General features: G+C 56.5%; 20 protein-coding genes. 9 read left to right on the top strand and 11 right to left on the bottom strand.

Features of this window, described 5'->3' with window-relative positions; translation table 11 throughout:
- Positions 1-7 precede the first annotated feature (7 nt).
- Genes ABLV12_RS17420 through ABLV12_RS17395 form a run of 6 tightly spaced genes read left to right on the top strand, consistent with a single transcriptional unit; the run spans position 8 to position 5,516 of the window.
- Positions 8-1,114 (top strand): ABC transporter ATP-binding protein, encoded by a 1,107-nt coding sequence (locus tag ABLV12_RS17420; protein ID WP_026055971.1) that lies wholly within the window; start codon positions 8-10, stop codon positions 1,112-1,114.
- On the top strand, positions 1,111-1,878 hold the full coding sequence (locus ABLV12_RS17415) for an ABC transporter ATP-binding protein (protein ID WP_016809094.1): 768 nt from the start codon (positions 1,111-1,113) through the stop codon (positions 1,876-1,878). Before ABLV12_RS17420 ends, ABLV12_RS17415 begins: the two co-directional genes overlap by 4 nt.
- Positions 1,871-2,590 (top strand): ABC transporter ATP-binding protein, encoded by a 720-nt coding sequence (locus tag ABLV12_RS17410; RefSeq protein ID WP_004111101.1) that lies wholly within the window; start codon positions 1,871-1,873, stop codon positions 2,588-2,590. Before ABLV12_RS17415 ends, ABLV12_RS17410 begins: the two co-directional genes overlap by 8 nt.
- Before the next feature lie 27 nt (positions 2,591-2,617).
- Complete coding sequence (locus ABLV12_RS17405) at positions 2,618-3,775, top strand: branched-chain amino acid ABC transporter substrate-binding protein (protein WP_023320490.1); 1,158 nt, start codon at positions 2,618-2,620, stop codon at positions 3,773-3,775.
- 17 nt (positions 3,776-3,792) lie between these two features.
- Positions 3,793-4,275, top strand: coding sequence for an L-2-amino-thiazoline-4-carboxylic acid hydrolase (locus tag ABLV12_RS17400; RefSeq protein ID WP_004099867.1), 483 nt, complete (start codon positions 3,793-3,795; stop codon positions 4,273-4,275).
- On the top strand, positions 4,272-5,516 hold the full coding sequence (locus tag ABLV12_RS17395; RefSeq protein WP_348867187.1) for a Zn-dependent hydrolase: 1,245 nt from the start codon (positions 4,272-4,274) through the stop codon (positions 5,514-5,516). The genes ABLV12_RS17400 and ABLV12_RS17395 overlap by 4 nt, the downstream gene beginning before the upstream one ends.
- Positions 5,517-5,561: 45 nt before the next feature.
- On the opposite strand, the gene ABLV12_RS17390 is transcribed toward ABLV12_RS17395, so the two are convergent.
- The 4 genes from ABLV12_RS17390 to ABLV12_RS17375 all read right to left on the bottom strand — a co-directional run bounded on the left by ABLV12_RS17390 (position 5,562) and on the right by ABLV12_RS17375 (position 10,505).
- Positions 5,562-6,584, bottom strand: a complete 1,023-nt coding sequence (locus ABLV12_RS17390; protein ID WP_024273870.1) for an ABC transporter permease — start codon at positions 6,582-6,584, stop codon at positions 5,562-5,564.
- Positions 6,585-6,603: 19 nt separating this feature from the next.
- Entirely contained in the window at positions 6,604-8,088 is a 1,485-nt protein-coding gene (locus tag ABLV12_RS17385) for a sugar ABC transporter ATP-binding protein (protein ID WP_004111095.1), read from the bottom strand.
- Between the two features lie 24 nt (positions 8,089-8,112).
- Positions 8,113-9,036: a sugar ABC transporter substrate-binding protein gene (locus ABLV12_RS17380; RefSeq protein ID WP_004099858.1), complete on the bottom strand. Its 924-nt coding sequence runs from the start codon at positions 9,034-9,036 to the stop codon at positions 8,113-8,115.
- 449 nt (positions 9,037-9,485) lie between these two features.
- Positions 9,486-10,505, bottom strand: a complete 1,020-nt coding sequence (locus ABLV12_RS17375) for a LacI family DNA-binding transcriptional regulator (RefSeq protein WP_160885764.1) — start codon at positions 10,503-10,505, stop codon at positions 9,486-9,488.
- A 103-nt stretch (positions 10,506-10,608) separates the two neighbouring features.
- Between ABLV12_RS17375 and ABLV12_RS17370 the strand changes: the two genes are divergently transcribed.
- A complete protein-coding gene (locus ABLV12_RS17370) occupies positions 10,609-11,616 on the top strand; it encodes a Gfo/Idh/MocA family oxidoreductase (protein ID WP_064396909.1) in 1,008 nt (335 codons plus the stop codon).
- Positions 11,617-11,659: 43 nt separating this feature from the next.
- Here ABLV12_RS17370 and ABLV12_RS17365 read toward each other — a convergent pair whose 3' ends face one another.
- Entirely contained in the window at positions 11,660-12,691 is a 1,032-nt protein-coding gene (locus ABLV12_RS17365; protein ID WP_064396912.1) for a Gfo/Idh/MocA family oxidoreductase, read from the bottom strand.
- Positions 12,692-12,852: 161 nt separating this feature from the next.
- On the opposite strand from ABLV12_RS17365, the gene ABLV12_RS17360 reads away from it, so the two are divergent.
- Positions 12,853-13,725: an extended-spectrum class A beta-lactamase OXY-2-18 gene (locus ABLV12_RS17360; protein ID WP_064396914.1), complete on the top strand. Its 873-nt coding sequence runs from the start codon at positions 12,853-12,855 to the stop codon at positions 13,723-13,725.
- A gap of 161 nt (positions 13,726-13,886) precedes the next feature.
- On the opposite strand, the gene ABLV12_RS17355 is transcribed toward ABLV12_RS17360, so the two are convergent.
- The 6 genes from ABLV12_RS17355 to cadC all read right to left on the bottom strand — a co-directional run bounded on the left by ABLV12_RS17355 (position 13,887) and on the right by cadC (position 23,526).
- Positions 13,887-14,300, bottom strand: coding sequence for a hypothetical protein (locus ABLV12_RS17355; protein WP_064396917.1), 414 nt, complete (start codon positions 14,298-14,300; stop codon positions 13,887-13,889).
- 334 nt (positions 14,301-14,634) lie between these two features.
- Positions 14,635-16,152, bottom strand: a complete 1,518-nt coding sequence (gene lysS / locus ABLV12_RS17350) for a lysine--tRNA ligase (RefSeq protein WP_348867186.1) — start codon at positions 16,150-16,152, stop codon at positions 14,635-14,637.
- A 374-nt stretch (positions 16,153-16,526) separates the two neighbouring features.
- Entirely contained in the window at positions 16,527-18,002 is a 1,476-nt protein-coding gene (dtpD, locus tag ABLV12_RS17345; RefSeq protein ID WP_004099848.1) for a dipeptide permease DtpD, read from the bottom strand.
- A gap of 60 nt (positions 18,003-18,062) precedes the next feature.
- The gene (gene cadA / locus ABLV12_RS17340) at positions 18,063-20,210 is read right to left on the bottom strand and encodes a lysine decarboxylase CadA (protein WP_004099846.1); all 2,148 of its coding nucleotides are present in this window, start codon (positions 20,208-20,210) and stop codon (positions 18,063-18,065) included.
- 81 nt (positions 20,211-20,291) lie between these two features.
- Positions 20,292-21,629 carry a cadaverine/lysine antiporter gene (cadB, locus tag ABLV12_RS17335; RefSeq protein WP_004099844.1) on the bottom strand — a complete coding sequence of 446 codons (1,338 nt, stop codon included), beginning with the start codon at positions 21,627-21,629 and terminating at the stop codon, positions 20,292-20,294.
- Between the two features lie 364 nt (positions 21,630-21,993).
- Complete coding sequence (cadC, locus tag ABLV12_RS17330) at positions 21,994-23,526, bottom strand: lysine decarboxylation/transport transcriptional activator CadC (RefSeq protein WP_016808755.1); 1,533 nt, start codon at positions 23,524-23,526, stop codon at positions 21,994-21,996.
- 355 nt (positions 23,527-23,881) lie between these two features.
- Between cadC and ABLV12_RS17325 the strand changes: the two genes are divergently transcribed.
- Entirely contained in the window at positions 23,882-24,748 is an 867-nt protein-coding gene (locus tag ABLV12_RS17325) for a GNAT family N-acetyltransferase (protein WP_049593431.1), read from the top strand.
- The last annotated feature ends 23 nt before the right edge of the window (positions 24,749-24,771 follow it).

The following is a 24,771-nucleotide window of genomic DNA, read 5'->3' as shown; positions in this document are numbered from 1 at the left end:
AAAAATCATGACAACGGCACAACTCGATACGCCTGTCGTCTCCCGCCGCTTCTGGTCCGGGATGACCCTGTTGGTCTGCGCGCTGCTGGTCGCGCCGATGGTCGCCAGCCAGCTCGGCGGCAACTACTGGGTGCGAGTCATCGACTTCGCCCTGCTCTACGTTATGCTGGCGCTGGGGCTGAATATTGTGGTCGGCTACACCGGCCTGCTGGATATGGGCTTTATCGCCTTTTACGCCGTCGGCGCGTATCTGGCGGCGCTGCTGGCCTCGCCGCATCTGCTGGACGTCTTCCCGATTTTAAATAGCTGGTTTCCGGACGGCCTGCACACCTCCTGGCTGGTGATTATTCCGCTCGCCGCGCTGCTGGCGGCAGGCTGCGGTATCGTGCTGGGCGCGCCGACGCTCAAGCTGCGCGGCGACTATCTGGCCATCGTCACCCTCGGGTTCGGTGAAATTATTCGCATCCTGATGCGCAACCTCGACCGTCCGGTCAACATCACCAACGGCGCAAAAGGCATTTCCGGGGTCGATTCGCTGAATCTGTTCGGCCTCAAGTTTAGCGGCGTCTATCACTGGTTTGGCTTTAAAGTCCCGGCGCTGTGGCTGTGGTACTACCTGCTGATGCTGGCGATCGTGGCGATTATTTTCGTCTGCCTGCGGCTACAGCATTCACGCATTGGTCGGGCCTGGCACGCGATCCGCGAGGACGAAGACGTCGCCCGCGCGATGGGCATCAACCTGCGTAATTACAAACTGCTGGCTTTCGCTATCGGCGCCTCATTCGGCGGCGTGGCGGGCGCGCTGTTCGGCGCATTTCAGGGCTTTGTTTCGCCGGAATCCTTTACCCTGCAGGAGTCGATTGCGGTCCTGGCGATGGTGGTGCTGGGCGGGATGGGGCACATCCCCGGCGTGATCCTCGGCGCGGTGCTGCTGACCGCGCTGCCGGAACTGCTGCGCAGCCAGGCGGCGCCGGTACAGCAGGCGCTGTTTGGCGAAGTGCTGATTGACCCGGAAGTATTGCGCCAGCTGTTCTACGGTCTGGCGCTGGTGCTGGTCATGCTGCTGCGCCCGCAGGGCATCTGGCCCGCGCGACATCAAGGAGCAAAAGCATGAGCCTGTTAAGCGTACGCCATATGACCAAGCGTTTTGGCGGTCTGACGGCGGTCGACAACGTATCGCTGAGCATCAACGAGGGCGAAATCTACGGCCTGATTGGCCCCAACGGCGCGGGAAAAACCACCTGTTTTAATCTGATTACCGGGCTTTACCCGGCGGACAGCGGCGAGTTCGCTATCGGCGGCGAAGCCTATTTTCCGAAGAATATTGAGAAAGTGACCGCCGCAGGGATCGCCCGCACTTTTCAGAACGTGCGGCTGTTTAACGACATGTCGGTGCTGGAGAACGTAATGGTGGGCCGCCACGTGCGCACCCGTAATGGCCTGTGGGCCGCGCTCTCCCGCCATAAACGCGCCCGCGCCGAGGAAGCGCAAACCCGCGAGCTGGCCTGGCACCTGCTGGATTATACCGGTATCGCGCAGTTCGCCCACTACCGCGCCTGCGACCTCGCCTACGGCCACCAGCGGCGGCTGGAGATTGCCCGCGCGCTGGCGACCGATCCGCGACTGTTAGCGCTGGATGAACCAGCGGCCGGGATGAACGCCGCCGAGAAGATGGCCCTTGGCGAACTGCTGCTGCGTATTCGCGACGACGGCAAAACGCTGCTGATGATTGAGCATGACGTCAAGCTGGTGATGGGGATCTGCGATCGCCTGATGGTGCTGGATTACGGCAAAACGTTAACCAGCGGCACGCCGGATAGCGTACGCCGAGATCCGGCGGTGATCGCCGCCTGGCTGGGAGGCAGCGCCCATGTCTGATTTATTAACCGTTAACCAGCTTAGCGTCCACTACGGCGGCATCCAGGCGGTGCGCGACGTCTCATTCAGCGTGAAAGAGGGCGAGCAGACCACGCTTATCGGCGCCAACGGCGCGGGCAAAAGCTCCACCGTCCGCGCCATTACCGGGCTGGAACCCTTTAGCGGCGAAATTCTGTTTAACGGCAAACCGATACGCAAACGTCGGGCCGAATCCCTGCTGCGCGAAGGACTCGTGATGGTGCCGGAAGGACGCGGCATCTTTGCGCGCATGACGGTGCTGGAAAACCTGCAAATGGGCGCCTGGCTACGACGCGACGCGACGGCGGTCAAACAGGAGATGCGCGCCATCTTCGCTAATTTCCCGCGCCTCGCCGAACGCCAGCATCAGCTGGCGGGGCTGCTCTCCGGCGGTGAACAGCAGCTGCTGGCGCTCAACCGCGCCCTGCTCAGCCAGCCGCGCCTGCTGATCCTCGACGAGCCGTCAATGGGCCTGGCGCCGCTGATGGTCGAGAACATTTTTCGCGTTATCGCCACCCTGCGCCAGCGCGGCGTCGCGCTGCTGCTGATCGAGCAGAACGCACGCCTGGCGCTGGAGGCGACCGACAGCGCCTGGGTGATGGACAGCGGCAGCATCGTCGAGCGCGGTCAGTCGCAAACGCTGCTGGCCGACGATCGTATTGCACAGATTTATTTGGGCGAAATGCCCGTTTAACACACCAACCAGCATCAGGGAAAAACAATGAAAACCGTAAAAATCAGCGCGCTCAGCGCCGCTATTCTGCTCAGTGGTTTTGCCTCATCCGCCGCGTGGTCCGCGGCCAGCGAAACCGTCATTATCGGCCTGGCAGGCCCGCTCACCGGCCCTTCCGCGCGTATCGGCAAGGATCTGGAAAACGGCGCGCAGCTGGCGATTGACGATATCAACAAGCAGCACCCGACCATCGGCGGCAAGGCGGTGACCTTCAAGCTGCAATCGGAAGACGATCAGTCCGACCCACGCACCGCCGTCGCCGTCGCCCAGCGTCTGGTGGATAGCGGCGTCGCGGGCGTCGTCGGCCACTGGAACACCGGCACCAGCATTCCCGCTGCGCGGGTTTACCACGATGCGGGCATCGCCCAGGTCGCGCCGGTCGCCACCGGACACGCCTACACCAAACAGGGTTTCGACACCAGCTTCCGCGTGATGGGCCACGACGATGACGGCGGACAGTTTGCCGGACAGTACGCGGTACAAACCCTGAAGGCCAAACGCATCGCGGTCATCGATGACCGTACCGCCTTCGGCCAGGGGCTGGCGGATGAGTTTATTAAGTCGCTGGAAGCGCAGGGAATCAACATCGTCGACCGCCAGTACGTCGATGACAAAACCGTCGACTTCAGCGCCGTGCTGACCGCTATCCGCAGCAAAAACGCCGATCTGATTTTCTTTGGCGGCGTCGATAGTCAGGCCGCCCCGCTGGCGCGCCGCATCAAACAGCTGGGCATGAACGCCACCCTGATGGGCGCAGGCGGCTTCGTTAGCCAGACCTTCCTCCAGTTGGCGCAAAAAGAGGGCGACGGCGTGGTGGCGCTGGAGCCGGGACTGCCGGTTGAGCAGATGCCGGGCGGTAAAGCCTTCGAGCAGGCCTACCAGTCGCGCTATCACACCCATATCGAACTGCACGCGCCGTTCGCCTATGACGCTACCCGCGTGCTGGTCGCGGCGATGGAAAAAGCCGACTCCGTCGATCCCGCCGACTATCTGCCCGCCCTGCGCGCCATTAACTACGCCGGCGTGACCGGACAAATCGCCTTTGATAAAGAGGGCAACCTGAAATCGCCAACCTTTACCGTTTATAAAGTCGTCGACGGCAAATGGCAGCCGCAAACCGTACTCGGCGGCGCAACAACGAAGTAACGCAGTGAGGCAATGTGATGAGTGATAATAACGAGCTGGGCATTCTCGCCCGCCGCAAAATTGAAGCAGAAATAATCAAGCCGATTTACGACATCCTGGTGCGGGAGATAGGTAAGGCTCGCGCCCAGGCGGTCATCGGCGAAGCGATTGAAAACGCTGCGATTGAGGCGGGGAAAGCCTTTGCCCGCCAGGAGCCGAACGGCGCGGATATTCGCAGCTTTGTCGCGCTGCAGTATCTGTGGGAAAAAGATAACGCCCTGGAGGTCAAGGTACTGGACGCCGACGACCAGCAGTATAACTACAACGTGAACCGCTGCCGCTACGCCGAGATGTACCACGAAATGGGCCTCGGCGAGATTGGCCATCTGCTCTCCTGCGCCCGCGACGATAAGTTTATCGTCGGCTATGCCCCGGATGTGGAGCTGACCCGTACCACCACCATTATGCAGGGTGGAAAGTGCTGCGACTTCCGCTATCGCGTGAAAAAGGATAAGCCATGATAACCGTCAACGGCGCACGTCTGTGGTCGACGCTCAACGAGATGGCGCAGCTCGGCGCCACGCCGGCGGGCGGCGTGACCCGACTGGCGCTTAGCGAAGAGGACCGCCAGGCGCGCAATCTGCTGCGCCAGTGGGCGCGTGAAGCTGGCTTCCCCTGCGAAGTCGACAGTATGGGGAATATGTTTATTCGCCGCCGCGGTAAACATTCGCATCTGCCCCCGGTATTGACCGGTTCGCACGTCGATTCCCAACCGCTCGGCGGCCGCTATGACGGCATTTACGGCGTCCTCGCCGGGCTGGAGGCGCTGCGCACGCTGAACGACCGCGGCATTGCGACCGAACGCGATATCGTGCTGGTGAACTGGACCAACGAAGAAGGGGCGCGCTTTGCCCCGGCGATGCTGGCGTCCGGCGTCTGGGCCGGGCAGTTTAGCGAGTCCTTCGCGCTCGCCCGCGAAGATCGCGACGGCATCAGCGTCGGCGAGGCGCTGGAGGCTATCGGCTATCGCGGGGAGCGTCCTGCCACCGCCTGCCCGCTCCACGCCTGCTACGAAGTGCATATCGAACAGGGGCCGATTCTGGAAGAAGAAGGCGTTGATATCGGCCTCGTTCACGCGGCAATGGGCCAGCGCTGGTTCAACGTCACCCTGGAGGGCTTTTCCGCACACGCCGGAACCACGCCGATGGGCAGCCGCCGCGACGCGCTGACCGCCTTCGCCGAGCTGGCGCTGGCGGTGGAGCAAATCGGCATCGCCCATAATCCAGACGGGCGCGCGACTATCGGGATGGCGCAGGTCATTCCGGGATCGCGCAACGTAGTACCGGGAGGCGTGGCGTGCAGCGTCGAATTTCGTCATCCGCAATCCCCGGCGCTGGAAGCCATGGAACGGGCGCTGCATCGTGCCGCTGAAGCGCTGGCGGCGCGCGGCGTGGCGGCAAACGTCGAGCGCATTTTTGATTATGCGCCCATTGCTTTTGATCGCGAGTGTCTGGCGCGCAGCCAGCGAGCGGCGGACGAACTGGGCTATAGCGCGCGAACCATGGTCTCCGGCGCCGGTCACGATACCTGCTATATCAGCAAGGTCGCGCCCGCCAGCATGATTTTCATACCCTGCGAGAAGGGAATTAGCCATAACGAGGCGGAAAATATTCTGCCCGCATGGGCCGAGAAAGGGGCTAACGTGCTGCTCAACAGTTTACGCCTTGCCGCCGATGAGCTGCCCGCTCGCAGCGCGACGTAAAACGCGATACAGCCCACGCCAGCCAGGGCCGTGGGCTATTGCCGATCAATGCTTTTTGCGGTTGCGGCGCATATCGATAGTCACCGCCGCGACGATAATGATGCCTTTAATAATATCCTGCACGTAGGCGTCAACGCCGACAAAGGTAAACCCGCTCTTAATCAGGCCGAGGATCATGGCGCCGATTAAAGTGCCGGTGATGCGCCCTACCCCGCCCATCAGGCTGCTGCCGCCGATAACCGCCGCGGCGATCGCATCCAGCTCGTAGGACATTCCCATGCTCGACTGGCCGCTGCTGACGCGCGCCGCCAGCACTACGCCTGCAAGGCCGGAGAGCGCCCCGGCGATGGTATAGACGATCACCAGGTATTTATTCACGTTGATACCGGAGACCTTCGCCGAGGTCATATTGCCGCCGATAGCATAAACGTATTTACCGTAGCGGGTATGCTTCAGGGCGATGTGGAAGACCGCAGCAACGACGAAGAAAATAATCACCGGCATCGCGCCCTGACCGATGGCGGTGAAGCTGTCGGATAAGAAGCTAATCGGGTTGCCCTGAGTGTAATACTGCGCCAGACCGCGCGCCGACACCATCATCCCCAGGGTGGCAATAAACGGCGGGATGCCGGTGCGGGTCACCAGAAAACCGTTGGTTAAGCCGCACAGAAGACCGACGCCGATGCCGGCGCCAATCGGGATTATCGCCGGCATATTGACCAGCGACGGGAACATCGGCGACAGGCTGTCGGAGGTTTGCGCGAGGCTCGCCGCCACCACGGCGGCGAGCGCGATCACCGAACCGGAGGAGAGGTCAATCCCGGTGGTAATAATGACCTGAGTAACCCCGACTGCGATAATACCGATAATCGCTACCTGTAAAACAATTAATATCAGGCGATTGGTGTTTAATAAAAAGGACTGGTCGCGGACGTACCAGCCGGCAATTTCAAAAGTCAGGGCAATCACCAGCATGACGATAAATATGCCGGTATCTTTCGGCAGCCGGTGGCGTAATTGCCCAAAGAAAGAGGGTTTCTCATCGATCGGGGTCGCCGTTATTTTCATATTGCTCATTCTCTGTGCCTCAATGGGATGCCAACGACAAAATGGTTTCCTGATCGGCGTCCTCTTTATCGAGGATGCCGGTAATCCGACCTTCATGCATCACCATCACCCGGTCGCTCATCCCGAGAATTTCAGGTAATTCAGAAGAAACCATAATGACCGCCACGCCGCGGTTGGCCAGTTCGCTAATCAGATGATATATTTCCGCTTTCGCCCCGACGTCAATTCCGCGGGTCGGCTCATCGAGAATGAGTATTTTCGGCTGAGCCAGCAGCCAGCGGGCAATAAGCACCTTCTGCTGATTGCCGCCGCTAAGGTTATTAATAATCTGATCCATGGTGGGGGTTTTAATATTCAGGCGGCGGATCTGCTCCATACAGTCCTCGGCCATTTTTAGGTGCTGAACAAAACCGGTTTTACCGATATATTCCGGCATTTTGACGATACTCATATTCTCCAGCACCGACAGTACGAGGAACAGGCCGGACTTTTTGCGGTCTTCCGTCAGCAGCGCCATCCCTTTTTCAATCGCCGTTGAAGGCGAATCAATAGTGACCGGCACACCGTCAATCAGCACTTCGCCGCTATCGGCTTTCTCCATGCCGAACAGGCTTTCCATCACTTCGCTACGCCCGGCCCCCACCAGCCCCGCCACGCCGAGGATCTCCCCGCGGCGCACGCTAAAGTTGATATCGTGAAAGACCCCCTTGCGCGACAGGTTGCGCACGGTCAGCACCTCTTCGCCAATGGTATTATTGAATTTGGGAAAGAGCTGGGTAAGCTCCCGCCCGACCATCCGGGTAATCAGCGACTGGCGGGTAAACTCGGTGGTAGGTTGACTTCCTACCCAGGTGCCGTCGCGAAATACGCTGATCTCATCGGTAATGGTGAAAATTTCATCCATCTTATGGCTAATATAAATAATGGCTTTTCCCTGCTGGCGTAAATCGCGAATAATGGTAAACAGATGCGCCACTTCGCTCTCGGTTAATGCCGAGGTCGGTTCGTCCATAATCACAATATCCGCATTCCACGAAACCGCTTTGGCAATCTCCACCATCTGCTGGGCGGCGATGCTTAATTCCCCTACCAGGCGATCGGCGGATAAACGAATATTCAGTTTATTCAGTAGTTCCTGAGTCTGCCGGGCAAGCTGGCGATGATCGACGAAACCGTATTTCATCGGCTCGCGACCGAGCCAGATATTTTCAGCCACCGTCATATGCGGTACCAGATTAAGCTCCTGATGGATCATCGAGATCCCGGAGCGCAGCGCATCCATCGTATCCTGAAACTGGACCGGCTCCCCTTTGACGCGGATCGCGCCCTTATCGGGACGGTAGATCCCGATCAGGCATTTCATCAGCGTGGATTTCCCGGCGCCGTTTTCGCCCATCAGCGCGTGCACCGTCCCCGGACGCACGCGTAATGAGACGTTGTCGAGCGCCTTCACGCCGGGGAAGAATTTGCTGATCCCTTCGGCTTCAAGTGCAAAAGCGTTCATACTTCACCTCCGTACCCTGAATGACTATTTCTGGTTGCGATTGATGAATTCAGCCATGTTGTCTTTGGTGATCAGCTGGTAAGGGACGTCGATGACCTTTTCCACTTTTTCGCCATTGGCCAGCTTAATAGCGGCATCTACCGCGCCTTCGCCCTGCCCTTTGGCATCCTGGAAAATCGTGGCGATCATCTTGCCGTTTTTAAGCATTTGCAGGGCATCTGGCGTTCCGTCCACCCCGGCAATCAGGATATGGTTGGGGTTTTTCCCCAGCGCCTGCAGCGCGCCGATGGCCATTTCATCGTTATTGGAGGCGATCGCCTGAATGTCTTCGCCGCTGGTCATCCAGTTGCTGACTACGTCAACGGCGTCGTTACGCATAAATTTGGCGGTCTGCTTCTGCACGATTTTGATATCGGGGTATTTCGCCACCACCTCTTCGACCCCTTTGGTCCGGTCGCGGGTCGATTCATTCGCCAGGTCGCCGAGCAGAATGGCTACGTTGCCCTTGCCGTTCATCGCTTTGGCTAGCGCTTCCATCTGTAAGCGCCCCGCCAGCACGGAGTCGGAGCCGACGTAGGCCATTTTATCGGTCAGCTGCGCCTGCGGACGACGGTTAACGAAGATCAGCGGAATGCCCGCTTTGGTCGCCTGGTCCATAATCGGTTTGACCGCGTTGGTATCGACCGGGTTAACGATAATGGCGTCGACGCCCTGGCCAATAAAATTCTGCACCTGCTGTAGCTGCTGCGAGACGTCGCCCTTCGCATCTTCCATCTGTGACTTCACGCCCTCTTTTTGCATCTCTTTTTGCATGGCGGTGCGCAGAATGGTCAGGAAGTTGTCATCAAAAAGCGCCATAGAAACACCGACCGAAATATCTTTCGCCATCACGACCGCTGGCAGCATGCAGGCTATCAAAGAGGCAACAACCGTTTTCTTGATATTCATAGTTGATCCTTTATTCACAGGTACATCGGTTAGGTAAGGTAAAATGAAAAATTAGTTTCATTAATTGTGCATTAAGCGCCTGCTTTTTCAGCGTTTCGGAAAAACAGGCTTCGCGCTACGTCATTTTTTAATGCCGACCGCCATCACAAAATTCAGTTGTTTTAAAATGATTTTCTGAAACATCAGTCCATTTATAACGAGGTGAAAATTACAGACCGTTTATTTCATTAACAACACATATGAAACGTTTATAAGTAAATAACCGAAATGAAAATTTTAAAACTGCGTGTTAACAGAACTTTGACACACATCTAACATTGACGCATAAATGCGCAAAAAATGAGAGGCAGGCGACGGTTTGCCGCCCGGCGCGGCGATAGCGGCAGCGGTTTAAAACGGGACAGGAGATACGGTGTAAAAAGGGATGTCGCCCGGCAGGCCGCGGGCGCTCAGTCGACGTTTTCAGCGCTATAGAGGATAAACTCGACCTTGCCGTCACGAAAGAGATGGGGCTGATAGCCGGTTTCCAGGTGGCGCAGGGCCAGCTCCACCGCCAGCCTGGCATGCTGATGAGGATTTTGATCGACCGTCAACGCCATCCCACCCTGCGCCAGCTGTTCGCGGGTGGTGCTATAGCGTTCATGAGTAACCCAACAGCACTTACCATAACGGCGATGGCGGGCCAGCGCCTGCGCCACCAGACTATTGCCCAGACCGGTATTGTAGATGCCCACCGCGTCGCGGTTACGGTTCAGAGCTTCTTCCAGCAAACGGTCGATCCGCTGCCGGTTATCCTCACCCGCCAGCACCTCACCAAGCTGCAGATGCGGAAAGCGCTGGCTTATCACCTCGCGAAATCCCTGAATCCGCGAGCGGTGGGCGCTGAAATCCTGACGACCGCTGAGCATCAACACTTCCCCGGGCTGATGGGCCATCAGCCCCATCATCATGCCCGCGGTACGTCCCGCCTGCTGCTGATCGATTCCCACGTGGCAAAGCCTCTGCGCGCCGGGCAGGTCGGTGACCAGCGTAATTACCGGTACGTTTGCTTCGCGACACTGGCGCAGGGCTTCGTAGACCAGCGGATGTTCGTTGCCGAAGACAATTATCGCATGGCGCTTTTTACTGCTGCGAAGAAGGCTTTTCGCCAGTTTTTCCGGGGAGGATTCCGCCACCAGCGTGCGGTGCAGCGTCAGTCGGCGATAGCCAAGGCTATCCGCCACGTCGGCGAAATCCTGCGTCAGGCGAGAGAAAAAGCGCGAGTCGTTAGCGCTCAGGAACACTTCGATTTGCCAGGGCAGACGACGTTCTTCCGGCAAAATACGCTTTAAACCGGCTTCACGCGCCGCCTGCAGCACCCGGCGCGTGGTTTCCGGCGACACGCCGCCGCGTTCGTTAAGCACCCGGTCAACCGTCGCCACGCCCACGCCGATCCGTTTAGCCAGCGCCGCCAGTGAAATGCTTTTCATCGTTCCCCTCACCCATGATGGAAATCCATCAAAACGCCCGTGTTGGTCAGTGTAGCAAACAGATTAATTTGGCAACGCTAAATCCCTCTTTCTGGAGAACAAAATGACCTGCATTCGTTTTGCGTTATTAGGCAGCGGTTTTATAGGCCAGGTTCACGCCGCCAACCTCGCTCGCCATGAGCGAACCGTTCTGGCCATGGTGGCGGACGCCGAGCCCGAGCGGGCGAAAACGCTGGCCTCCCGCTACGGCGCGCGGGCAACAACCGTCGCCGAGGCCATCAGTAGCGATGCCATTGATGCGGTGCTCATCGCCAGCTCGACCCCTTCACATGCGGAACTGCTGGAGGCCGCCGCGCGCGCCGGGAAGGCCGTTTACTGCGAAAAACCGATCGACCTTTCGCTGACCCGCGCGCGCCAGGTTGTCGACAGGGTTTTGCCGCTCGGCGTGCCGGTGACCGTGGGCTTTAACCGCCGCTTTGACGCCAGCCACCAGCAGCTGCGTCGCCAGGTCGAGGCTGGCGTTATCGGTAAAATTGAACTGGTGCAGATGGTGTGCCGGGCATCGGTTATGCCGCCGCTGGCGTATCTGCGCAGCTCCGGCGGCCAGATGCGCGACCAGGCAATCCACTTTTTCGATCTGCTGCGTTTTCTTACCGGCGATGAAGTGACAACGGTTGCCGCCATGGGAGAGGCGCTGGCGCTGCCGGAGCTCGCCGGGATCGGCGATGTCGATACCTCCATTCTCATGCTGCGGATGCGCGGCGGCGCGCTGGCGCAGCTGGACAACACCCGGCGCACCGGCCACGGCTACGATGAACGTATCAGCCTGCTCGGCCCGGAGGGCGTGCTGGAGTCCGGCAGTCAGGCCTCGCGCGGCGTGACGCTGTGGCAGGGAGCGCGCTGCATTCAGCCCGGCCTCTATCCGGACTGGTTCAGCCGCGTCGAGGAGTCGTACTACGCGCATCTGGATGCTTTTGTCCGCTCGCCAGGCGGAGAAGAGGAGCCGGACCTGCCGGGGCTGCTGGACGGGCTGCGGGCGCAGGCTATCGCCGAAGCCGCCGTGCTTTCCCTGCAGCAAGGGCAATTTGTCAGCGTCGAACCGCTGGCGTAAAAAAGCCCCGTATGCGGTCGGCATACGGGGCAACGGCGCGCCGTTAACGCTCCTCGTTAAATATTACGCCAATCTGCCGCCGCACTTCATCCATGACGCTCAGGTTTTCCAGAACTCTGGTCAGCGGGCGAATCGGCGAATCCGTGAGCCCTTGCCCCACGCACCAGGCAAAATGTTCGGCCTGATAAAACAGCTGGTCGTAGCGGTTACGCGGCTCTTCCCAGCGCAGTACCTGTCCCCCCTGGCTGGCGGCGAGGGTAAAATTCCCCGGCGCATAGAATTGCCCGTCAAGGACCAGGGTCGCGTCGCGCCCGGCCACCACCGCGCCGCCCGGCGTATTGCTGAATAGCGTGGTGTTGAGCAATCCCTGTAAGCCGTTTTCCCAGTTAAACAGCATCGAAATTTGCCCATTGATGCCCCTTTGGGCGGGGCGCCCGCGGGCGACAATGTCCTGCGGCACGCCGCCGACCATCACGCTGAATGAGGTCAGATAGCTGCCGAGATCCATCATCGGTCCACCGGCAAGATCGGCATTAAAAATGCGATGATCCGGAGTAAAATATTCACCGTGATCGGCGAGCAGCGTATGCAGATCGCCCAGCACGCCGTCATCCAGCAGCTGGCGAATCACGTCATATTTCGGTGCGTAATCGCACCACATCGCCTCCATCGCCAGCTTCCCCTGTTTCAGGGCTTCTGCTTTTAGCGCCGCGCCTTCCCGCCGGTTCAGCGCAAACGGCTTTTCAATCAGTACATGTTTGCCCGCCTGCAGAACCCGCAGCCCGTCCGGGAAGTGGTGGTTATGCGGGGTGGCAACGTAAACCGCATCAATCTCCGGCCGCGCCAGCATTTCATCCACCTGAGCGTAAGCCTGCGGGATCCCCCAGCGGGCGGCAAAGCTGTCGGCCTTTTGTTGCGTCCGCGAGGAGACGGCAACCACCCGCTGGCGGCTGAGCTCTTTTAACGATTTCACAAAGCGCTCGGCAATCCAGCCGGGGCCAATAATGGCCCAGCGCAGCGAGGGGATCGCCGCAGCGGCAGGATGGCGCGGTTTTGGTAACTGTGACGGGAACATAGCGGCTCCTTATTTTTATGGGTCTGGCGAGACACTATAAGCAGGCGCTGGAAGGACAAATATCGAATTGATGATGGAATTCCATCATCAATAAATTGCTTGTCAAAATAGCGGGAGTCGCAGATAGTCCGCTGCGACTTATCACTCTCAAGGAATCAGAAATGATAAAAAGTTCGTGGCGTAAAATTGCAATGCTAGCCGCCGCCGTTCCGCTGCTGCTGGCGAGCGGCGCACTGTGGGCCAGTACCGATGCTATCCATCAGAAGCTGACAGATCTCGAGAAGCGTTCAGGCGGCAGGTTGGGCGTGGCGCTAATCAACACGGCAGATAATTCTCAAATCTTATATCGCGGCGACGAGCGTTTTGCCATGTGCAGCACCAGTAAAGTGATGGCCGCCGCCGCGGTATTAAAACAGAGCGAAAGCAATAAAGAGGTGGTAAATAAAAGGCTGGAGATTAACGCAGCCGATTTGGTGGTCTGGAGTCCGATTACCGAAAAACATCTCCAGAGCGGAATGACGCTGGCTGAGCTAAGCGCGGCGACGCTGCAATATAGCGACAATACGGCGATGAATCTGATCATCGGCTACCTTGGCGGGCCGGAAAAAGTCACCGCCTTCGCCCGCAGTATCGGCGATGCCACCTTTCGTCTCGATCGTACGGAGCCCACGCTGAATACCGCCATCCCGGGCGATGAGCGTGATACCAGCACGCCGCTGGCGATGGCTGAAAGCCTGCGCAAGCTGACGCTTGGCAATGCGCTGGGCGAACAGCAACGCGCCCAGTTAGTCACCTGGCTGAAAGGCAATACCACCGGCGGGCAAAGCATTCGCGCGGGCCTGCCTGAAAGCTGGGTGGTCGGCGATAAAACCGGCGCCGGAGATTACGGCACCACCAATGATATTGCGGTTATCTGGCCGGAAAATCACGCTCCGCTGGTATTAGTCACCTACTTTACCCAGCCGCAGCAGGATGCGAAAAACCGCAAAGAGGTGTTAGCCGCAGCGGCAAAAATCGTGACCGAAGGGCTTTAAGCCGGGAACAGGTCCGTTCTGCAACACTCTGTACTCTGCTCCCGGGGGCGGCGCTCAACGCGCCTTGCCGGGCTACGGGTTCATTGCCGTCTGCGGACCGGTAGCCCGGACAGGCGCAACGCGCCGCCCCCGGGACAGCCTGAACAGACAGCCGCCCAATATTAGTCGGTGATTTTAAACGTCAGCGCATAACCGCTGGTTTTACCTTCATCACGCGCGCCGCCCATCTGATAGACCCGCACCGTATATTGACCGCTGACGGCCAGACGCTGCTCAAAGGTATCTCCGCTCATTGAACCGTTATAAATGGCATTATTATCAGGCGCGATAACATTAAAATAAGGATGCGGCCACGGGCTCGTCATGCTGATATGCATCATCTGGCCCGCTTTCGCCATCAGCGTAAAATCATTGATATCGTTCCCGGTCACGGTACTTTTTATTATCGTACCGCTGCTGCCTTTATCAAAATGGACGGCATTACTGTTTATTTTATCACTTGCCATTGATAACACTGACGCTAATAAATAACTTGCACAGATCACGCTGCCAACAATTAGCTTTATTTTTTTCATTTAATTAACACCTTATGTTTTTTATGCGCGCTGTTATAGCATATAAGATGCATGGAGTAAGCTACTTCTAAATAGAGTCACGTATTTAAGGTTTAAAATCCGGAGCGGTATTTTAAAAAATCGCTATGCCTGTTCATCAGAAAAGGGGGAAATTTCGTACGTAATACAGCCTCGGAGATCGCTGCGATAGGTTTCCTAATCGCAATCCTGCTTCCTTATAACCTGCTGTAAGGCAGCGGGTTAGCTCTTGATGAAATGCGAGTGCAGGATGAAAGTCGCTTTGTAAGTGCTAAAAAACCCCGGCAGGCCGGGGTTTTGCTTTCACGCCACGCAATCACTTCTGCGGGCGCATTGCCGGGAACAGGATCACGTCGCGGATGGTATGGCTGTTGGTAAACAGCATCACCATGCGGTCGATACCAATGCCCAGGCCAGCGGTCGGCGGCAGGCCATATTCCAGCGCGGTGACGTAGTCTTCGTCATAGAACATCGCTTCGTCATCCCCCGCCGCTTTGGCGTTGACCTGATCCTGGAAACGCTGCGCCTGATCTTCCGCATCGTTAAGCTCGCTAAAGCCGTTGCCTATTTCACGCCCACCGATAAAGAACTCGAAGCGGTCGGTGATTTCCGGGTTCACGTCGTTACGGCGCGCCAGCGGCGAAACCTCCGCCGGATACTCGGTGATAAAGGTCGGCTGGATCAGATGCGCTTCCGCGACTTCATCGAAAATTTCGGTGACGATACGCCCCAGTCCCCAGCTCTTCTCAACGTGAATACCGATGGATTCCGCCAGCGCTTTTGCCGCATCGAAGTTATCCAGATCCGCCATCTCGGTTTCCGGACGGTATTTCTTGATCGCTTCGCGCATGGTCAGTTTTTCAAACGGCTTGCCGAAGTCGAACACCTGGTCGCCGTACGGCACTTCGGTTTTACCCAGCACGGTCTGCGCCAGCGTGCGGAACAGAGACTCGGTCAGTTCGATCAGATCTTTATAATCCGCATACGCCATATAGAGTTCCATCATGGTGAACTCTGGGTTATGACGTAAAGAAATACCTTCGTTACGGAAGTTACGGTTGATCTCGAATACCCGTTCAAAGCCGCCGACCACCAGCCGTTTCAAATACAGCTCCGGCGCGATGCGCAGATACATATCCAGATCGAGCGCATTATGATGGGTGATAAACGGACGCGCGGAAGCGCCGCCGGGGATCACCTGCATCATCGGGGTTTCCACTTCCATAAAGCCGCGCGCGACCATGAACTGACGCATGGTGGCGAGGATCTGCGAACGCACTTTGAAGGTGTGGCGCGACTCTTCATTGGAAATCAGATCCAGATAACGCTGACGATAGCGCGCTTCCTGATCCTGCAGGCCGTGAAACTTGTCCGGCAGCGGGCGCAATGCCTTGGTCAGCAGGCGCAGCTCGGTACAGTGAATGGAGAGTTCGCCGGTCTGGGTTTTAAACAGCTTGCCGCGGGCGGCGATGATGTCGCCGAGATCCCATTTCTTAAACTGTTCGTTGTAGACGCCTTCCGCCAGATCGTCGCGCGCGACGTACAGCTGAATGCGGCCGCCGACGTCCTGTAAAGTGACGAAAGAGGCTTTACCCATAATGCGGCGAGTCATCATGCGGCCAGCCACGGAGACCTCGACGTTCAGAGAGGTGAGCTCGTCGTTTTCCTTACCATCGAACTCCGCATGAAGCTGGTCAGAAGTGTGGTCACGGCGAAAATCGTTCGGGAACGCCACGCCCTGCTCGCGCAGCGCGGCCAGTTTTTCACGACGGGTTTTCAGTTCATTATTAAGGTCAATTGCCTCATCGGCACCTTGTGCTTGTTGTTCTGACATGTTGGTTCCTCATAACCCTGCTTGCAAACTTGCTTCGATAATTGAACCAGGTGCTATCCAGCGCGGCCTGTCCCGGTGACGACACCAAAGAACAATCTTCAGGAGCCTGGCTTCAATTCCGGCTGATTTCACTCAGCCATCGCTTCAGTAATACTTTTTTATCTTCGGCTTCCGCGCTCGCCAGAATATCCTCCTCCTGTTCAGTAAAGGGTGCAAGGAGCGGCTTGTCGCTCCGCTGTTGAGATTGCCGATCCCCGGCTCGCGGCGTAAACGCCTTAGCCGGGCTACCAGGCAGCACAATTTTGTCGCCCCGGTAAGCGCAGCGCGACCGGGGGGAGATTTCCCGCAAAGCCGCATCTATCGCCAGCCGAAGGCTAGGCGCCGCCTCCGGGAAGCTCACCGGCGGCCGCGCGGCGTTTGCCAACGCTGAACGCGGCGGCGAAGGCGACGACGACAATGATCGCCACGCAGCCCAGCGTCCATTCGCCCATCTGCGCAAAGAAGTGCTGATACGCGGCAATTGCCGTATCGCTGATTTGCGACTCGGTGGTCTGCTGGGCGACGACGCCCGCCAGCCAGTTAGCGACCGCGCCGGTCGCCAGCATATAAATGCCGGTCAGCATGCCGGTAACGCCGGGCATATTGAGGCGGGTGATCTGCGCCATCGCCACCGGGTCAATAAACAGTTCGGCAAAGCCCATCAGCGCCAATCCGGCCACCATCATGCCCATCGATGCCTGCCCTTGCGCCGCGCCGTGGCGTGCATTAAGCGCCAGCAGCATAAAGCCGCAGCCCATCAGCACCAGGCCAAAGGCGAACTTCAGCCATACGCGCAGCGCCGAGCGAACGGAACCTTCCGGACGCATCAACCACGCCAGTACGACGCCCGCCGCCATCACCGCCACGGCGTTAACCGACTGGAAGAGCGCGGTCGGCACTTCAATATTCAGCAAGCGGCGGTTCACAAAGTGGTCGATGAACAGGCTAATCGAGCTCCCGCCCTGCTGCGCCAGAACCCAGAACAGGGTACCGGCCAGCATCAGCAGAACGATCTGCCACAGCGCGCGGCGATGTTCCGGGGATTTGACCATAATGCGGGCTACCATCTGGGCGGCGAACACGCAAACTATCGCCAGCAGATAGCCGGACCAGTTATTTTCCAGCAACAGCGTAAAGAACACCGGCGCAACGCAGAGCATCACCACCAGCCAGCCCCAGGTCGGCAGCACAAACTTCACCGTCCGCAGCGCCTGTTTATCGACGCCGCGGGTATCACGGAAGTAGCGGCTACCGCTGAGGAAGATCATCAGGCCGACAAACATGCCGATCCCCGCCAGCGCAAAACCGATATGCCAACCGTACCACTGCGCCGCCAGCCCGCAGGCGATGGGCGCGGCGATGGAGCCGACGTTACCGGCGGCGTACAGCAGCGAGAAACCGCCATCGCGGCGCCGATCGTCAACGGCATAGAGTTCGCCCAGCAGGCAGCTAATGTTGGATTTGAACAAGCCGTAGCCGCAGATAATGATCGCCAGCGCGAGATACAGGCTCCAGGTGGAAGTGGATTCGACGCCCAGCACCACGTGGCCAAGCGTCATTAACAGCGCGCCGGCAATCACCGCCGTGCGGTTGCCGAGCAGGCGGTCGGCAAGCCAGCCGCCGAGAATAGGAGTGACGTACACCAGAGAGGCGTAAGCGCTGAACAGGCTGATGGCATGGCTGTCATCAAAGCCGAGCTGATGGGTGAGATAGAGGATAAGCAAGGCACGCATGCCGTAAAAGCTGAAATATTCCCAGATTTGGATCGCAACGATGTAATAAATCGCGCGCGGCTGTGAGGGTGTTTTCATATGTTCTCCTTGCAGCGTGAAAAAAGGGAAGTGGCAAGCCACTTCCCTGTTGTGCATCGATTATTTGTTGTTTTCTTCTTTCAGCACTTTAACGGTGTAACGACCATCCGCCTGACGATAGGCGCCGTGGATATCGGTTTCAAAGCCCGGGTAGTGGGCGCCGATTTCGCACAGCATCTGCAGGAACTCCAGCACCGGACGGCTCTCTTCGGTGATCATTTCACCCGGCATGACCAGCGGCACTCCCGGAGGATACGGCAGGATCATGTTGGCGTTAACGCGACCCACCATCTCTTCGAGATACACCTCTTCGGTCTGACCGTGCAGCTCTTTCTGGAACGCGGCGTACGGCGTGATCACCATGGTCGGCAGCACTTCGAACGCGCGGAACATCAGGTCCGGCAGGTTGTGATGCTCAATCAATTTGTGAATGTTCTGCGCCAGTTCCTGAACGCGCATGTTTTCGTAGAATTCAGGATCTTCACGATACAGCGACGGCAGCATGTTTTTCACGCGCAGGTTCAGGTCGAACGCGCGTTTGAAATCGGTCAGCGCGCGCAGCAGGCTCAGCGCTTTGGTTTTATCGATACCGATACTGAACAGGAACAGCAGGTTGTACGGGCCGGTTTTTTCGACCACGATACCGTGCTCGTCGAGATACTTCGCCACGATGCTGGCCGGAATACCGAACTCATCCATGGTGCCGTCTTTCTTCATCCCCGGGGTCAGCAAGGTGACTTTAATCGGGTCGAGATACATGTGCTCGTTGTCGATGTTTTTGAAACCGTGCCATGCGCTGTCGGAACGCAGCGGCCAGCATTCAGGACCATCGATATGTTCCGGCTGCCAGACGTCGAAGAACCAGCCGTCGGACTCGCCTTTCAGACGTTTGATCTCTTTACGGAACTTGATAGAACGTTCGATAGAGCCGTCGATCAGGCGCTTACCGGCGTTGCCTTTCATCATCGCCGCCGCGGTTTCCGTAGAAGCCACCACGCCGTAGTGCGGAGACGTTGTGGTGTGCATCATGTAGGCTTCGTTAAAGGTTTCTTCGTTAACGTCGCCTTTGACGTGGATCATCGAAGCCTGAGAGAACGCCGCCAGCAATTTGTGCGTGGACTGGGTTTCATAAATCACTTTGCCTTCAACGCGGCCGCCGCTCATCCCGCATTTGCCTTCATAAATCGGCGAGAAGTTGGTGTAAGGCACCCACGCGGAGTCAAAGTGGATGGATTTCACATCCAGGGTTTTCTTGATGTAGTCCGTGTTGTACAGCAGACCATCATAGGTGGAGTTGGTGATCACCGCGTGCACCGGCCAGGTCGCGTTCGGGGTTTCTTTTACGCGCTTCGCGATGGTCGCATGCTGGAATTCGCTCTGCGGAATACCGCCGAGGATACCGTAGGCGTTACGCGTCGGGCGGAAGTAGATTGGCGTAATGTCGCTCATCATCATCAGATGGGTCAGCGATTTATGGCAGTTACGGTCAATCAGTACGGTGCTACCTGCTGGCGCAGAGTACATCCCGACGATTTTGTTAGCGGTAGAGGTCCCGTTCGTCACCATGTAGCTGCGTTCCGCGTTGAAGACGCGAGCGATGTACTCTTCCGCTTCTTTGTGCGGGCCGCTGTGGTCCAGCAGAGAACCAAGTTCAGATACCGAAATGGAGATATCGGATTTCATGGTATTGGAACCAAAGAAATCGTAGAAGATGCTGCCGACCGGGCTTTTCTGGAACGCGGTACCGCCCATATGGCCTGGCGTACAGAAGGTATATTTGCCTTCACGTACGTATTTAAACAGCGCTTTGGTCAGCGGCGGCAGAATGGTGTCGATATACTCGTCAGTATTCTGTTTGATTTTGTTCGCAATGTCTTCCGCGGCGCCCAGCGCATATTCGAAGAAGCGAACCTGCATCCGCAGATCGTTGAGACTGACGTCCAGCGTTGAGTAAGTATTTGCAAAGGCATACAGCGGCATATATTCGTTCATTTTGCTGATGTCTTCGCACAGTTCGAGATTGTATTTATCCCAGTCGAAGATAACGCCGCACAGACGCGCATTGTTTTCGATAAGTTTTAATAAGTCTTCACGGTCGTTCGGGTAGACAATACGGAAGTCCAGGCGTTCGAGGGCGCGATGCAGTTCACGGATGGGTTCTTCTTTGAAGTAGACACCCATGTGATTCATGATTGCGATAACGTTCATAGTCAAATCTCCAGATAAAGAAAGCCCCTCCCGCCACGTCGTGACAGGTGATGGAAGGAGCCTCAGGAATAGGGTTGCTGATTAATGCGCGCTGGCGGTGTTGCTATCTGCTGAGTTGTCGTTGTTCTGGCGCTGGTGCATTTTGCGACCGTAGAACATCAGGATAATCAGGCTGACGATAAAGGTACCGGCCAGTTCGAAGGAGCTTGCCCCCATCAGGGCAATGAAGCAGAACGCGCAGCCGAGTACGGAGCAAATCAGGCTGACGAAGTTGCGTACATTGATGCCTTCGAAGCGAATCAGGTCAACGCAGGAGTAGAAGTAAGGCAGCATAGTCAGCAGTACCGCGATACCGGTCAACTCGCCGAACAGGTCAGAAGCTTTGCCGCCGGTAGAGTTCATCAGGGTAATCAGTACCATCAGCGCCGTCATTTTCACCGCGGCCAGCAGCAGGCCTTTTTTCGGGATCCCGTTGCTGTCGACTTCGCCATACACTTTCGGGAAGTTACCGTCATTGGCGGCACGTACGCCGGCCTGACCCACCAGCATCATCCACGAACCGAGCGAAGTCAGGCACGCAAAGGCGGTGAAGGCGGAAACCATCGGCGCAGCCCAACCGCCGAGAATAGTGGAGGCGCTCACTGCAAACGGCGCACCGGATGCGGCCATCTGAGAAGCAGGATACATACCCGCAATAACCTGAGTCGCTGCGATGTAGACGATACCGGCCATCGCAGTGCCCAGCATGGTAGCCAGCGGCACGGTGCGTTTCGGGTTTTTCACCATTCCGGTACTGACGGCGGCGGATTCCACCCCGACAAAGGCCCACAGGCAGAGCAGAATACTTTTGATTACCGCATGACTGTCAGTAGTGCTGGAGGTGTTCCAGTTTGCCTGATAGGTTGCGGCATCAAACCAGTGCCAGCCGACCACGGCGGTCATAACTACCGGAATAAGTACCAGCACCAGGCCAATGGTTGTCAAGCGGCTAACCCAGGTCCCGCCGAGCATATTCACGAAGGTGAATATCCATACGATGGCAATACAGGCAATACCTGCCGGCACCGGGTTATTTAAAATTGGGAAGAACGTTGATAAATAAGAGACGGCGGTAATGCCGATTGCCAGATTACCGATCCAGTTGGCGTGATAATAAAGCACACCGGTCTGGAAACCGAAGGCCGGAGATATTTCACCGGCGTAGGCAATAGGGCCGCCCTGCTGCGGGTTCTTGGTCGCCAGTCGGGCATAAACATAAGCCAGAGACATCGCGCCAATAATAGAAATCACCCAACCCCAGATGGCAATACCACCGATGCTAGCGAGGTTTGCAGGTAATAATGCGATACCGCTCCCCATCATATTACCGGCGACGACGCCGGTACAGGCAAATAGCCCGATCTTCTTGGCAGAACTCATGTTTGCTTTTCTCCTAAGTTTATTTGGGAGGTACAGATCATGATGATGAACCTTTTATTGACCCGACCAACTGCCAACAAGATTACGGATTAGTACGAGATAAGTCCTAAAGATAAAGTGAAATAACTGCAAACATCAGACAAATGATATTTTGACCTTTTTCGTGCAACATATCAGGATGACACGTTGATATCAGGAAAAGATAAATGAAGTTATTTTTCAATAAGTTGTGAACTCTAAATCGTGTTGAAAAGGTGTTACATGCGGGACCGTACTGGTTATAAGATATAACAATCTGGCGGCTCATGAGAAACATAATTTTAACCTCATCACGGCCAAAACCATGGCCGTGATGAGGGTTTACTTATTCTGAAGCGAGGAAATTATCGAGATACGGTACCACTCGGGTTACGGAGGTCTGGAATACCGCGTTTTCAATCCAGTAAAACGTATTCTCTCCCGGCCGTAAATTAAACGCCGTCAGATAGGCATCGGCAGCTTCCCGGTTCTGTCCTTTCATTTCGTACACTTTGCCCAGCAGCACATAGTTCATCCACGACATTTCCAGATCAATCCCGGAATTAATCGCGCTGTAGGCTTCATCGACTTTGCCTTTACCCAGCATGTCTACCGTTTTAATTTGATAAAATATTGCCATATCTTTAATCCCCGGCATATTACCCACCCGGGTTATTTCGCTGTAAAGATCGGCCAGTTGTTTATCATCTAACGGCTGCTGGGAATGGCGTAATACATCCACCAGCGCCTTTTCCGCCCAGGCGTAGGTAAAGTCCGGCGACTGCTTATTCACATCGGCAAGCAGGCTACTGGCTTTGCCCAGCGAATCGACGTCTCCGTTCATTAATAACTGATGTGCCTGATAGAAATGCGTGAGCGCGATACTTTGCGACGGCTGATACTGCTTAAGCATCTCCTGCATTCGCGCCGGCCATGGCTGCTTAAGCGCGTCCGACAGGCTACTCAGCAGGTCGTTTTGAATCGACAGCTGGTTGTCGCTGGTCACGAAGTAACGCTTGTCCATCATCGTCGATCCGTCGGCATTATCCACCACTTTGACCGACATAAAGCACTGCTGCGCGCGATAGTGCCGCTGGTTGACGAACTCGATGGTCAGGGTTTTTCCGGAACTGCTCGGCTCATTGATGTTGTAGTTGGTTTTATCATGCACCATAAAGGTGGAGAACGTGTTCAGCGAGGTGGTAATCAGGCTCCCCAGGCCGATGGCATAGGAGTGCTGCGATGACCAGTTGTTACAGGTATTGCCGCTGAGCAGGTGGATATCAACATCCCGCGGGTTGAGCAGTATGCGGGTTTTTGTGACCGGCGGGCGCGACTCCAGGGTGGATAATGCCACCAGCGCCACGCAGCTTGCGAGCGCCAGCAAAAACAGGCCCCAGACGATAAAGGTACTCAGCCGCTTACGTTTTTCCGGCTTCGCCACCGGCGCCATCTCTGGCGCAGCCGCCTCAGGCTGCGGGGAAACCGATGGCGCGTCCACGGCGACCGTCGGCGTTTCTGCAGGAATAACCGGCGTCAGTTCCTCCCCCTCTTCCGTACACCAAATCACCGGCACCGTTAGCTTATAGCCGCGTTTAGGAACGGTAGCGATATATTCCATGCTGCTATCGTCGCCATCTTTCAGCGACTTACGTAGCTCAGAAACGCTTTGCGTGACGACGTGACTGGTCACAACGTTGCGGGTCCAGACGTTGTCGATAAGCTCATCCCGACTCAGTACTTCATCAGGATGGCGGGCAAAGAAAACCAGAAGATCGATTAAGCGCGGTTCGAGAGTTAGCTGACGCCCCTTGCGGCTAATTTGGTTAACAGAGGGAGTAACCAGCCATTCTCCAACGCGAACAACAGGTTGTTGCATAAAAAAGAGCCCCAGGACGAAAAGGGAAAGGCGGGATGATAACACATTTCCCCTACCTATTAATGATAGGGGTCATGACCATGAACGCAATATATTCTTCTCCGTTTTCGAAGCGTGACAAACTTTCATTTGCTAAAGACTTTCCTTTGATTCACCGCGATGTTCCTTGAGGAGACGAAAGTCTGCCCTTTTTGACCTTATTTTCGCCGAATGTGTGACCTGAGCAAAGCTTAGGCACGACAATCGTCGCCCAACCGTGGGGATATGCTATTTTTAGGTCGCCCGGCACAGATCGGACCGCCGAACAGATGGCCGAAAAACAGCGCCTCACCCGCAGCGTAAAGGAATGTCGACGATGAACTACAAATTAGATAAGCAAATTGTGCACAATGACGTTTTAAGAAATAGCTTCATTGATCTTGCGATTAAAACCTTCGATCTCTCCTTTAAAGAGTGGTACCGCAAAGGATACTGGACCGACGCCTATATTCCCTACGCCCTCGTCAGCAACAATAAAGTGATTGCTAACGCCTCCGCCAATATTATCGATCTGGTCTGGCAGGATGAACCCCGCCGCTATATTCAAATCGGTACCGTGATGACCGATGTCGATCATCGTAATAAGGGCCTCGCCGGTCAGCTCGTGAATGCCATTCTGGCGGACTGGCAGGATAAAGCCGATGCTTTCTTTCTGTTCGCTAACCCAAACACCGTTGATTTTTATCCAAAATTCGGCTTCGAGCGCACCGAGGAGCATCAGGCTATCCTGCCGGTAATGCCGGCGGCGGGCGACTTCCGCAAGCTCGATATGGATCGGCCGGAGGATGTCGCGCTATTACAGCGGTATTATGAAAAATCGAATCCCTTTTCGCAGCTGCGCGTACAGAATAACTTCGGTTTATTGATGTTTTACTGTTCCGCGTTTATGAAGCACTTCGTCTTTTATTCCGAGAAAAATCAGGCTATCGCCATCGCGATGCAAAACGGACCGGCGCTGATCTGTTTTGATATTTTTTGCGACAGCGACCGTTCTTTGTCGGCCATTATTAATGAGCTCGCCGATGAAAATACCTATCAGGCCGTGCTGGGCTTTACTCCCAAAGAGAACCGGGTTGGTGAGTATGAAAAAATTGAAGGCGAAGATCTTCTGTTTATCTACGGACAAAAAGAAAATATCTTCAAAGCGCATAAGCTGATGTTCCCGCTTTTATCCCACGCCTGACCGAGACCAGGGCCCGCGTTCGG

Origin of the sequence: Klebsiella sp. CN_Kp100 (assembly GCF_040065315.1) — a bacterium.
GTDB lineage: Bacteria > Pseudomonadota > Gammaproteobacteria > Enterobacterales > Enterobacteriaceae > Klebsiella > Klebsiella oxytoca.
Note: the sequence above shows the minus strand (reverse complement) of the source record. Positions and strands in the feature narration are given on the sequence as shown.

What these genes read in the sequence shown, in the direction of transcription:
- ABLV12_RS17360 (WP_064396914.1), top strand. Translation starts at nt 12,853, where the DNA reads ATGATAAAAAGTTCGTGGCGTAAAATTGCAATGCTAGCCGCCGCCGTT.
- ABLV12_RS17410 (WP_004111101.1), top strand. Translation starts at nt 1,871, where the DNA reads ATGTCTGATTTATTAACCGTTAACCAGCTTAGCGTCCACTACGGCGGC.
- cadC (WP_016808755.1), bottom strand. Translation starts at nt 23,526, where the DNA reads ATGCAACAACCTGTTGTTCGCGTTGGAGAATGGCTGGTTACTCCCTCT.
- ABLV12_RS17380 (WP_004099858.1), bottom strand. Translation starts at nt 9,036, where the DNA reads ATGAATATCAAGAAAACGGTTGTTGCCTCTTTGATAGCCTGCATGCTG.
- cadA (WP_004099846.1), bottom strand. Translation starts at nt 20,210, where the DNA reads ATGAACGTTATCGCAATCATGAATCACATGGGTGTCTACTTCAAAGAA.
- ABLV12_RS17365 (WP_064396912.1), bottom strand. Translation starts at nt 12,691, where the DNA reads ATGTTCCCGTCACAGTTACCAAAACCGCGCCATCCTGCCGCTGCGGCG.
- ABLV12_RS17370 (WP_064396909.1), top strand. Translation starts at nt 10,609, where the DNA reads ATGACCTGCATTCGTTTTGCGTTATTAGGCAGCGGTTTTATAGGCCAG.
- ABLV12_RS17415 (WP_016809094.1), top strand. Translation starts at nt 1,111, where the DNA reads ATGAGCCTGTTAAGCGTACGCCATATGACCAAGCGTTTTGGCGGTCTG.
- ABLV12_RS17375 (WP_160885764.1), bottom strand. Translation starts at nt 10,505, where the DNA reads ATGAAAAGCATTTCACTGGCGGCGCTGGCTAAACGGATCGGCGTGGGC.
- ABLV12_RS17385 (WP_004111095.1), bottom strand. Translation starts at nt 8,088, where the DNA reads ATGAACGCTTTTGCACTTGAAGCCGAAGGGATCAGCAAATTCTTCCCC.
- ABLV12_RS17405 (WP_023320490.1), top strand. Translation starts at nt 2,618, where the DNA reads ATGAAAACCGTAAAAATCAGCGCGCTCAGCGCCGCTATTCTGCTCAGT.
- lysS (WP_348867186.1), bottom strand. Translation starts at nt 16,152, where the DNA reads ATGTCAGAACAACAAGCACAAGGTGCCGATGAGGCAATTGACCTTAAT.
- ABLV12_RS17395 (WP_348867187.1), top strand. Translation starts at nt 4,272, where the DNA reads ATGATAACCGTCAACGGCGCACGTCTGTGGTCGACGCTCAACGAGATG.
- ABLV12_RS17420 (WP_026055971.1), top strand. Translation starts at nt 8, where the DNA reads ATGACAACGGCACAACTCGATACGCCTGTCGTCTCCCGCCGCTTCTGG.
- dtpD (WP_004099848.1), bottom strand. Translation starts at nt 18,002, where the DNA reads ATGAAAACACCCTCACAGCCGCGCGCGATTTATTACATCGTTGCGATC.
- ABLV12_RS17390 (WP_024273870.1), bottom strand. Translation starts at nt 6,584, where the DNA reads ATGAAAATAACGGCGACCCCGATCGATGAGAAACCCTCTTTCTTTGGG.
- ABLV12_RS17400 (WP_004099867.1), top strand. Translation starts at nt 3,793, where the DNA reads ATGAGTGATAATAACGAGCTGGGCATTCTCGCCCGCCGCAAAATTGAA.
- ABLV12_RS17325 (WP_049593431.1), top strand. Translation starts at nt 23,882, where the DNA reads ATGAACTACAAATTAGATAAGCAAATTGTGCACAATGACGTTTTAAGA.
- cadB (WP_004099844.1), bottom strand. Translation starts at nt 21,629, where the DNA reads ATGAGTTCTGCCAAGAAGATCGGGCTATTTGCCTGTACCGGCGTCGTC.
- ABLV12_RS17355 (WP_064396917.1), bottom strand. Translation starts at nt 14,300, where the DNA reads ATGAAAAAAATAAAGCTAATTGTTGGCAGCGTGATCTGTGCAAGTTAT.